The following is an 11,093-nucleotide window of genomic DNA, read 5'->3' as shown; positions in this document are numbered from 1 at the left end:
AATGTTGAAATTCGCGGACTTAAAAACCTTCAAAATACAAACCCATTATACGTAATTGACGGTTTGGTAACTTCTGCAAACAGAGATTTTAACCCAAATGATATCGAATCGATTCAGGTTTTAAAAGATGCTTCTGCGGCAGCAATCTATGGTTCTAGAGCGGCAAATGGTGTAATTATCATTACGACTAAAAAAGGTAAAAAAGGACCGCTTCAGGTTGAAGTATCAGCAAAAAGCAGTTTTACCTCTATGCCTCGTTATGATTTAATGGGAACCGAAGAGTTTGCTAAATACAACAATATGGCGTATGACAATGCTGGACTTCCGAGACAAAACTTAAATATGGCTGTAAATACAGATTGGCAAGATGCTGTTTTTAAAACGGGAATGATGCAAGATTATAATGCTAGTTTTTCTGGAGGAAGTGAGAATTCTTCATTCTTTATGTCTGGAAATTATTTTGGAAATCAAGGTACTGTTATCGGAACTGATTTTGACAGAATTTCATTCCGTGTGAATTCAAGCGGTACAAAAGGGATTTTTAGCATTGGAGAAAATTTAGCCATTAGTAATTCTAAAACAGATGAAATGTCTGGAAATCCAATTATTGATGTGTACAGAATGACCCCTACAATTCCGCTTTATGACGCTTCTAACCCAGGCGGATACGGTTACGGAAAACAAGGAGTTGCCGATACTTTTGGAACAAACCCTTTGGCGTTAGCTGATTTTTCTAACACAACAAACGAAAACTTTAGAATTAGAGGTAATATTTGGTCTGAATTAAAATTTGTGCCTTGGTTGAAATACCGTTTCAATTTTGGATATGAAACAAGTTTTGATTCTTATAAATACATGAGAAAAAAAGGAAGTTGGACTTTAAACCAGCCACAAGATCCTTCTCAGACAGACCAAAACAAAGGAAGATCAGAAACTTTATTGTTCGAAAATACATTGACTTTCAAGAAAGAATTTGGGAAGCATGATATCACGGTTTTAGTGGGTCAAACGTATCAAAAAGACAATTACAATCAGATTTACGGAACAAAAAGAAATCTTCCGATGAATTCTGGAACTGGAGAATATTATGAAGTTTTAAACCAAGGAGATTCGCCAGTTGTTGGAGGTTTTATTAATGAAGCGGCTTTAACGTCGTATTTAGGAAGATTAGAATACAATTATGATAATCGTTATTTATTCAATGCCGTAATCAGACGTGACGGATCTTCAAGATTTAGCGATGGCAATAAATGGGGTAATTTCCCTTCTATTTCTGCAGGATGGAGAATAAGCAACGAATCTTTCTTTAAATCAGAATTCATTAAAGATTTAAAATTAAGAGCAAGTTATGGAGAATTAGGATCTGGAAATATTGGAAATTATGAGTACAAAAGCTTCGTAAATAATTTTGGACAAATTGTATTAGGAAAAGACCAGACTTTATATCCTTCTGCAACTCAAGTAAAATTATCAAATTCCGAATTGCGCTGGGAAAAACTAAAACAAACCAACTTCGGATTGGATTTAGGAGTTTTAAATAATGATTTACGATTTACAGCAGATTATTTTATTGCTCGTACTGAAGACGTATTATTTGGTTTCCCAATTTTATTGACAACAGGAAACGATGGAGGAAACCCAATTTCTAACGCTGCAACTGTAGAAAATAAAGGTTTTGAATTGGAATTGGCTTATAGCAAAAAAATCAATGATTTCTCATTTAATGCTTCTGTCAACTTTACCAAAATAAACAACAAATTGGTTTCGTTGGGTAACGGACAAAATGAAAATTACTCAGGAAACACAGTAACAAGAGCTGGTTTGCCAGTAGGAATGTGGTATGTATTGCAAACAGATGGATTATTCCAAAATCAGCAAGAAATTAATAATTACAAAAATGCTGACGGAAAAGTAATCATGCCAAATGCTGTTCCTGGAGATATTCGTTTTAAGGATAACAATGGAGACGGACAAATTACAAATGAAGATAAAACAATCGTTGGAAGTCCGTGGCCAGAATTTGAAATGGGTTTAAACGCTGGAGCTGAATATAAAGGCTTTGATTTTTCTATGAACTGGATTGCTTCTCATGGAGCTACTGTTTATGACGGATTTAGAAGTGTCGTAGATCGTTTTGATGACAATAGTAACTACAGAAGAGGCATTCAGCCTTGGACACCTGAAAATCCAAATACCGATTTTCCTAGAATTACAAAAGGATCAACTTTAAATTCAAGAGGAGATACAGATCGTTTCTTAGAAAATGGCGATTTTATCAGATTGAAATACATCGGATTTGGATATAATTTTCCGCAAAGTGTCTTAAAAGATTCAGGTATTTCGAGAGCAAGATTAACATTATCTGCACAGAACATTATTACGATTACTAAGTATAAAGGATTGGATCCTGAGTTTACCAACAGTAATATTTTTGAAAGAGGTGTAGATAATGGGGCATTCCCAAATCTTAGAACATATTCTTTGGGTGTAGAGTTTAGCTTTTAATTAAAAAAACAGCGTAATGAAAAAAATAATAATTATAACAGCAGCTTTTCTAGGTCTTGTTTTTACCGCTTGTGAAAACGAATTGGACTTGAACAGCCCAAATGATATTACAGTAGACCAATATTGGAAAACTGAAAGTGATGCACAAGCCGGTGTAAACTCTATTTATGCCATGTTTTATAAAGACGGTTTGTGGGCAAGATGGATTTATTTCCGTCTGGATTTAACTTCTGACGAAGGTTATAGCGTGAGTCCGTGGACAGAATTGGCAGATTGGACAAGATTCAATTATATCAATTATAATTTTTGGGAAGGAAATGCCGTAACGTGGAGAGATACTTACAAAGCTATTTTTAGATGTAATCAGGTTTTGGCTAATGTTCCGAATATTACTTTTCAGAACGAAGATGATAAAAAGAAAATTATCGCGCAGGCTAAATTCTTTAGAGCATTGCACTATTACTATGCAGGTGTAATTTGGGAAGATGTGCCGTTGGTTTTAGATCCGTCTACGCCAGCAGATTTGCCAAAACAAGTAAAGGTAGACGAAATCTGGGCTCAAGTAGAAAAAGATTTGAATGAAGCTTTTGAAGATTTGCCAAGAGATTGGTCAGCTGATCAATTAGGAAGACCAGATAAAGGTGCCGCAAAAGCCTTTCTTGCCAAAGTATATATGCAACAGCACAAATGGAATGAAGCAAAAGGAGCTCTTGAATTTTTAATTTCTGGAGCAGGAGCGAAGTACAGTTTGGTATCTAACTACAGAGATAATTTTACGGATACAAATGAGAATAATGCCGAATCTGTTTTTGAAATCCAATTTGGAGACCAAAGAAAAGGAGGAACTGACGAAGCGCAAAATGCGGCAGTTTCTAGTAACCGTTCTCAGTTTTTTGCGCCAAGAGGAATTGGATGGTCTGACGGACAAGCGCGTATTTGGTTAGTGGATGCTTTTAAACAAGAAAATAATAAAGACGGAAAATTGGATGAAAGGTTAAGATGGACTTTATTCTACCCTCAGTTATTAGCCGATTTTGGAGACAAAACATACGGAAGAAACTGGGAATGGAACAATAACGAAGCTTGGTTTAGAAAAGGAAGCCGCGATTATTACAGAAACAACGAAGATTACTACAACCAAGTAAACTACAGATTGGTTCGTTATGCTGATATTTTATTGCGCTACGCGGAAGTTTTAAACGAATTAGGAAATACTACTCAAGCGTATCAGTATGTTGATTTAGTTAGAGCTCGTGCAAATATGAATGCATTGGCAACAGCACATCCAGAAATTGGAAACGATCACGACAAATTCCTAGAGCGTTTGAAAATGGAAAGAGTTCTGGAATTGTGTGGCGAAAGCGTTCGTTGGGAAGATTTAAAACGTTGGGGAGACTTAAATTCTCAAGCTTCTGTTGATAAAATTGCGCTTCGTGATCCAGATTTTAAAAACTTCACAGTAGGTAAAAATCACAGAATGCCAATTCCGCAAAGCGATGTAGATAATAATCCAAATCTAGAGCAGAACTCTGGATATTAAAACTGATTTTTTGAGGGGATCAGATGTAAAAGTCTGGTTCCCTTATCATAAAGAACGATTGTTCAAAAAAATAAAATTGAAATGAAGAAAGTAAAATTGTGTCTGACATTTATGTTAGCAGGACTCGTATTGCTTAGCTGCAACAATAAAAAAAATAATCCTGAAGAAAAGGAAAGCGAAGTCGCCTCAATAGAAAAAAGAGAAATCTGGACAAAAGATCAGGCCAATAAATGGTACGCAGAACAGCCTTGGTTGGTTGGGGCAAATTATTCTCCTAGCACAGCTATAAATCAGTTAGAGATGTGGCAGGAAGATACCTTTGATCCAAAACGAATTGATCAAGAATTGGGCTGGGCTGAAGGTCTTGGTATGAATGTAATGCGCGTGTATCTACACGACTTATTGCATCAGCAAGACGCAGAAGGACTTTACAAACGCATGAATCAGTTTTTAGAAATTGCTGATAAACATCACATCAAAACCCTTTTTGTTTTGTTTGATTCTTGTTGGGATCCGTTTCCTGCTTTAGGAAAACAGCGTGCTCCAAAACCGCATACGCATAATTCAGGTTGGGTACAGGCTCCGGGACAAAAGGTGCTTCAGGATAAAACACAATATCCGCGTTTGGAGAAATATGTAAAAGAAACGGTTTCTCATTTTAAAGATGACAAACGAATTTTAGGCTGGGATGTTTGGAATGAACCAGATAACATGACAGGACCGTCTTACGAAAAAGTAGAAATTAAAAACAAAGTCGATTTGATTTTACCGCTTTTAAAAGATGTTTTTGTGTGGGCAAGAGAGAGCAATCCTTCTCAGCCATTGACATCTGGCGTTTGGGTAGGAGATTGGAGTGACGAAGCGAAGATGAAACCAATGCACAAAATGCAGATCGAGCAGTCTGATATTGTTTCTTTCCACAATTACAACACACCTCAGGATTTCGAAAAAGTAATTAAACAATTACAGCGTTATGGAAAACCTTTATTGTGTACAGAATATATGGCAAGACCAAACGGAAGCACTTTTGAAGGATTTCTTCCAATAGCTAGAAAATACAACGTAGGAATGATCAATTGGGGATTTGTAGACGGAAAAACACAAACGAAATACGCTTGGGACAGTTGGACTAAAACATACACCGCAGAACCAAAATTATGGTTTCACGATGTTTTGCATACAGACGGAACACCATACATTAAAGCCGAAACCGATTTGATTAAGAAAATGACTGCTGAGGCGAATAAGAAGAATTAGATAATGTGTCAATTTGATAATTAGAAAATTAGAAAATGAGAAAATGTGATAATTAGAAAATTAGCCATTAACACATTTCAAAAATTATCTAATTATCAAATTGACTAATTGGCACATTAAAAAAAAACAGCTTATGAAAACAACAAAGAACTTATTTTTTCTAATGATGATTCTAGTTGGCTTTTCCGCGAAAGCGCAACAGCCAGATCCTCCTGGACAGATAAAAGGAAGTGAAAAACCAAAAAACGAAGCCTATCTTTTTGCGCACATGACGCATAACGATTACGGCAGATTGTATTATTCTGTTAGTTTGGACGGACTTCATTGGGAAAACCTGAATAACGGAAAACGCGTTTTTGAAGATTATAAGGGACATCCTGATATCTGCAAAGGCCCAGACGGGAAATATTACATTGCAGGAAATACAGGAGACGATGCAAAGGCAATCAATATCTGGGCTTCGGATGATTTAATCACTTGGAAAAAACATTCTGATTATACGCCCGATTTAAAAAGTACGCCCGATTATTCTAACGCTTTACAGCGAATTGGTGCTCCAAAATTATATTATGACGAACCTTCTCAAAAGTTCATCATGACTTGGCACACGCCACATTTGGAAGGAACCAAAGAAGACGGAGAACGTTATTGGGCAAGTCAGCGTACCTTGTATGTTTTGTCTAAAGATTTAAAAACTTTCGAAGGAACACCAAAACGTTTATTCGATTGGGATATGGGAACGATTGATGTTTTTATTCGTAAAGTTGGCGATTCCTATTATGCCGTGATTAAAGACGAAACCTATCCAACTTTGTATTGGACAACAGGAAAAACGATCCGAATTGCCAAATCAAAAAATCTTTTAGGACCTTATTCTTTGCCCCAGCAATCTATCAGTCCAAACTTTAGAGAAGCGCCAATGTTAATTCCTTCTCCAGATGACAAAATATGGTACATGTATTACGAACAATATCCAGGTGTTTCATACGGATTATCGATTGCAGATAACCTAAACGGACCTTGGTTTCAAGCCTCAGGCTACACTTTTTTCTCAGATTGGGACAAATACAGTCTTCCAGAAAAAGTACGCCACGGTTGCATGATTACAATCTCTAAAAAAGAATACGACAGTTTGGTGAAGAAATTCGGAATTGTGAAAGATGTTAGAAGTAAAAAGTAAAAAGTAAAAAGTAAAAAGTAAAAAGTTGAGAAGGAAAAAATCAGTCCAACATTTTACATCTCACATTTTACATTTTCACATCTCACATTTCACCAATTAAAAATATGGTTAGTTAAGTTAGTTTAGTTCAGTAATTATCGGGCTTATGTGGAGATGAGCCCGGTAATTCATTTTGATTTAGAAGAAATATTACGGTAGAGTAAATATTTTCACCATATAAGTCATGTAAGTCATGTAAGAACATATTAAGTTTGGTTTTAGTTTGAAAGCCAAAACTTATATTTTCTTGACAATGAATAATAACAGTTACTTAAACTAAAATGAACTTATATAACTTATATGGTTAAAAAAAAACGAATGAGTGTAAAATCTCAAATAGATAGAATATGAAAAGAAAAAGCATCCTTTTTTTAGCCTTGTTATCCATGTTTGCAGTAAATGCGCAATGGAAACCACAAGGTGATAAAATCAAGACCAAATGGGCAGAGCAGGTCGATCCGAAGAAAACTTTACCCGAATATCCCCGTCCGATTATGGAGCGCGGCCAATGGAAAAATCTGAATGGTTTGTGGAATTATAGCATTCAAGAATTTGGAAAAGCAGTGCCTTCAAAATATGACGGGCAGATTCTGGTTCCGTTTGCAGCCGAATCGAGTCTGTCTGGCGTGATGAAAGAAGTTGGTGCTAAAAATGAACTTTGGTACGAAACTCAATTTTCGATTGAATCGGGCTGGAATGGAAAAAATATCCTTTTGCATTTCGGAGCTGTCGATTGGAAAACAGAGGTTTTTATTAATGATGTAAAAGTGGGTTCTCATACGGGAGGATATACGCCGTTTTCATTCGACATTACGCCATTCATCCAAAAAGGAAAAAATCAGAAACTGGTTGTGAAAGTTTGGGATCCTTCCAACGATGGGCCTCAGCCAAGAGGAAAACAAGTTAAGAACCCAGAAGGAATTTGGTACACGCCTGTTACTGGAATCTGGCAAACGGTTTGGATTGAGCCTGTAAATGCTAAAAACATTGCAGCATTAAATACAACGCCAAATATTGATCAAAATACGATTAGTATAAAAGCTGAGGTAAATGGAGCGGAAATAGGAGATTTAGTTGAAATTTCTGTTTTCGATAACGGAAAAGAAATCGCTAAAGAAAAAGCGGTTGTGGGTGAAAGCAATGATATTGTTTTGAATAATCCGAAACTGTGGTCACCTGAAAGTCCGTTTTTGTATCAGACTAAAATTCGCTTAATCAGCAAAAACAAAGTGGTTGATGAGGTGAAAAGTTATTTTGCAATGCGAAAAATTTCATCTAAACGCGATGAAAACGGAATCGTGAGAATGCAATTAAATAACAAAGATTATTTTCAGTTCGGACCTTTAGATCAAGGCTGGTGGCCAGACGGATTGTATACAGCGCCAACTGATGAAGCTTTGAAATACGATATTGTTAAAACCAAAGAATTAGGATTTAATATGATTCGTAAACACGTAAAAGTAGAACCGGAACGTTGGTATACGCACTGCGATCAGTTAGGAGTTTTGGTTTGGCAAGATATGCCAAGCGGAGACGATCAGCCGGTTTGGCAAAACAGAAAGTATTTTGAAGGAACAGAATTACAGCGTTCGGCAAAATCGGAAGAAATCTATAGAAAAGAGTGGCGCGAAATTATGGATCACCTGTATTCCTATCCAAGTATTGTGGTTTGGGTTCCGTTTAACGAAGCTTGGGGACAATTTAAAACTGTTGAAATTACAGAATGGACAAAAAATCATGATGCAACGCGTCTGATTAATTCTGCAAGTGGAGGAAATCACTTTCAAACGGGAGATATTTTAGATTTACACAATTATCCTGGTCCAGATATGTATTTGTACGATGCGAGAAGAGTTACAGTCTTGGGAGAGTATGGCGGAATCGGTCTTCCGTTAGAAGGACATCTTTGGAGAGCAAATGACAACTGGGGATACATTAAATTTAAAAATGCAGGGGAAGTTACCACTGAATACATAAAGTATGCTGAAATGCTTCGAAAATACGTTAAAACGGGATTCTCGGCTGCAGTCTACACTCAAACAACCGATGTTGAAGGCGAAGTAAACGGTTTTATGACCTACGATAGAAAAGTAGATAAAATGGATTTTAAAGCGGTAAACAAGATTAATACAGAGGTTATCAATGCTTTGAATTAGAGTTAAATTTATTTCTCCCGCAGATTTGGCAGATTACGCTGATAAAAAGAAATCTGCAAAATCTGCGAAATCTGCGAGAGAAAATTCAAAGACTAACAAAAAACTAAAAATGAAAAAATATCTAATCCTTTTCCTGTTCACAACGATAAGTTTTGCGCAGCAAAAAACATTCACTAATCCAATCCTTCCATCGGGAGCAGATCCTTACAGCACGTATTACAAAGGTTATTATTACTACACCAACACACTTGGAAACAAATTGGTTTTATGGAAAACAAAAGACCTTTCGGATATTAAAAATGCAGAAAGTAAAGTGATTTGGACACCGCCTAAAAACACCAATTATTCGGCAGAAATCTGGGCGCCTGAGTTTCATATCATTAATGGAAAATGGTATTGCTATTTTGCGGCAGATAATGGCGATAACAACAATCACAGAATGTATGTTTTAGAAAATAAATCTTCAGATCCGTTTGAAGGGAAATTTGAATTTAAAGGCAAAATCGCTGCGAAAACCGATAAATGGGCCATTGACGGAAATGTTTTTGAATATAAAAAGCAGCTATACATGATTTGGGCAGGCTGGGAAGGAGACAAAAACGGTCAGCAGAATATTTACATTGCCAAAATGAAAAATCCATTGGAGATTGATGGTGATCGCGTTATGATTTCTGCACCAACAAACGATTGGGAAACACATGGCGCTTTGCATGATGAGGTGAATCCGCCACAGGTAAATGTGAACGAAGGGCCACAGTTTTTAGAAAGAAATGGAAAAATCTTCATTGTGTTTTCGGCAAGTGGTTGCTGGACCGATTTCTATGCTTTAGGATTGTTAACCTTTACGGGCACAGATAATTTGCTAGATGCAACTGCTTGGAAGAAATCTCCTGAACCGATTTTTAAACAATCTTCAATCAACAAGGTTTATGCGCCAGGGCATAATTCATTCTTTAAATCTCCCGACGGCAAAGAAGATTGGATTTTATATCACGCCAATTCAAACCCAGGAGAAGGATGCGGTAACAAAAGATCGCCAAGAATGCAGAAAATAGAGTGGGACGCCAACGGTTTTCCAGTTTTGGGTGAGCCAGTTAGTGAAGGAACGCCATTGGCTATTCCGTCAAATTAAAATCATTTCAAAAAAGATAAAAATGAAAAATATCCAAATTGCTGCAGTTTTGTTGCTTGTACTTTTCCAATTTAACTGTAAAGACAATAAAAAAGAAAATACGGCTTCAAAAGAAAGTTCAGAAACCAAATCAGATTCGATAAAAACGGTTTTAGAGACTAAAAACTTCGATACCATTATCGATGGTAAAAAAGTCGGTTTGTATTGGATCGAAAATAAAGATATAAAAGCTGCTTTTACCAACTATGGCGGGCGATTAGTAGGTTTATGGGTTAGGGATAAAAACGGAAAATCAACCGATGTTGTAGTCGGAATGAATAGCGCAAAAGGTTTCAAAAACTCAACAGAACCTTACTTTGGTGCTACAATCGGAAGAGTTGGCAACAGAGTTGCATTAGGCAAATTTACGCTCGAAGGAAAACAATATCAAATTCCGCTTAATAACGGGAAAAATGCGCTGCACGGTGGTGTAAAAGGGTTTCAAGACGTTGTTTGGAATGTTGAAAAGACAAATGAGAATATGCTGGTTTTTACGTATGCTTCGCCAGATGGAGAACAAGGTTTTCCTGGAAATTTAAACGTAAAAGTAGCTTATTCTATTACAGCTGATCATGCGGTAAAAATGGAATATGAAGCAACAACCGATAAAACAACGATTGTTAATTTAACCAATCATGCCTTTTTTAATTTGAATGGAGAAGGAAGCGGAACAATTTTAAATCATGAATTACAAATTTACGGAGATAAATTTACACCAGTTGATGAAGGTTTGATTCCGACTGGAGAATTGAAATCGGTAAAAAATACACCTTTCGATTTTAAATCAAAACATAAAATTGGCGAAAGAATAGAAACTAAAGACGAGCAGCTGAAATTCGGAAAAGGTTATGACCATAATTACGTGCTTAATGGGACTAAAAAAGACGGATTTATTCATGCGGCAACGATTAAAGGTGATGTTTCAGGTATTACTTTAGATATTTATACAGAAGAGCCTGGATTACAATTTTATAGCGGAAACTTCATGCAAAGCAAAAACACCTTTAAATCAGGTGCTAAAGATGATTTTAGAACTGCTTTCGCTTTAGAAACACAGCACTTCCCAGATGCGCCAAATCAGCCAAAATTTCCTCAAATAACTTTAAAGGCAGGAGAGAAGTACCATACGGTTTCTTTGTATCAATTTTCGGCTAAATAGTTATGAGTTTTGAGCTGGAAATTAAGAGTTGAAAAACGTTATGCGAAAGACTTTTTTGTGAAAAATAAAAAGGACTTTTTTGAAGC

General features: G+C 36.3%; 7 protein-coding genes. All 7 read left to right on the top strand.

All coding sequences use genetic code 11. From position 1 onward, the window contains the following. Positions 1-2,505: SusC/RagA family TonB-linked outer membrane protein (locus B3J44_RS10330; RefSeq protein WP_286968311.1), on the top strand; the 2,505-nt coding region annotated here is incomplete at its 5' end. A 16-nt stretch (positions 2,506-2,521) separates the two neighbouring features. Then, positions 2,522-4,045, top strand: coding sequence for a RagB/SusD family nutrient uptake outer membrane protein (locus B3J44_RS10325; protein WP_286968309.1), 1,524 nt, complete (start codon positions 2,522-2,524; stop codon positions 4,043-4,045). Positions 4,046-4,126: 81 nt separating this feature from the next. After that, positions 4,127-5,302 (top strand): cellulase family glycosylhydrolase, encoded by a 1,176-nt coding sequence (locus B3J44_RS10320; RefSeq protein ID WP_286968307.1) that lies wholly within the window; start codon positions 4,127-4,129, stop codon positions 5,300-5,302. 133 nt (positions 5,303-5,435) lie between these two features. After that, on the top strand, positions 5,436-6,482 hold the full coding sequence (locus B3J44_RS10315) for a glycoside hydrolase family 43 protein (RefSeq protein WP_286968305.1): 1,047 nt from the start codon (positions 5,436-5,438) through the stop codon (positions 6,480-6,482). A 386-nt stretch (positions 6,483-6,868) separates the two neighbouring features. Beyond that, complete coding sequence (locus B3J44_RS10310) at positions 6,869-8,677, top strand: glycoside hydrolase family 2 protein (RefSeq protein ID WP_286968304.1); 1,809 nt, start codon at positions 6,869-6,871, stop codon at positions 8,675-8,677. 109 nt (positions 8,678-8,786) lie between these two features. Then, positions 8,787-9,809, top strand: a complete 1,023-nt coding sequence (locus B3J44_RS10305) for a glycoside hydrolase family 43 protein (RefSeq protein WP_286968302.1) — start codon at positions 8,787-8,789, stop codon at positions 9,807-9,809. A 22-nt stretch (positions 9,810-9,831) separates the two neighbouring features. Continuing rightward, positions 9,832-11,007 carry an aldose epimerase family protein gene (locus tag B3J44_RS10300; RefSeq protein ID WP_286968300.1) on the top strand — a complete coding sequence of 392 codons (1,176 nt, stop codon included), beginning with the start codon at positions 9,832-9,834 and terminating at the stop codon, positions 11,005-11,007. Positions 11,008-11,093 lie beyond the last annotated feature (86 nt).

The sequence above is a fragment of the Flavobacterium sp. UBA4854 genome, assembly GCF_002399805.1.
Lineage (GTDB): Bacteria > Bacteroidota > Bacteroidia > Flavobacteriales > Flavobacteriaceae > Flavobacterium > Flavobacterium ginsengisoli.
This window is presented reverse-complemented; position numbering and strand designations above follow the sequence as displayed.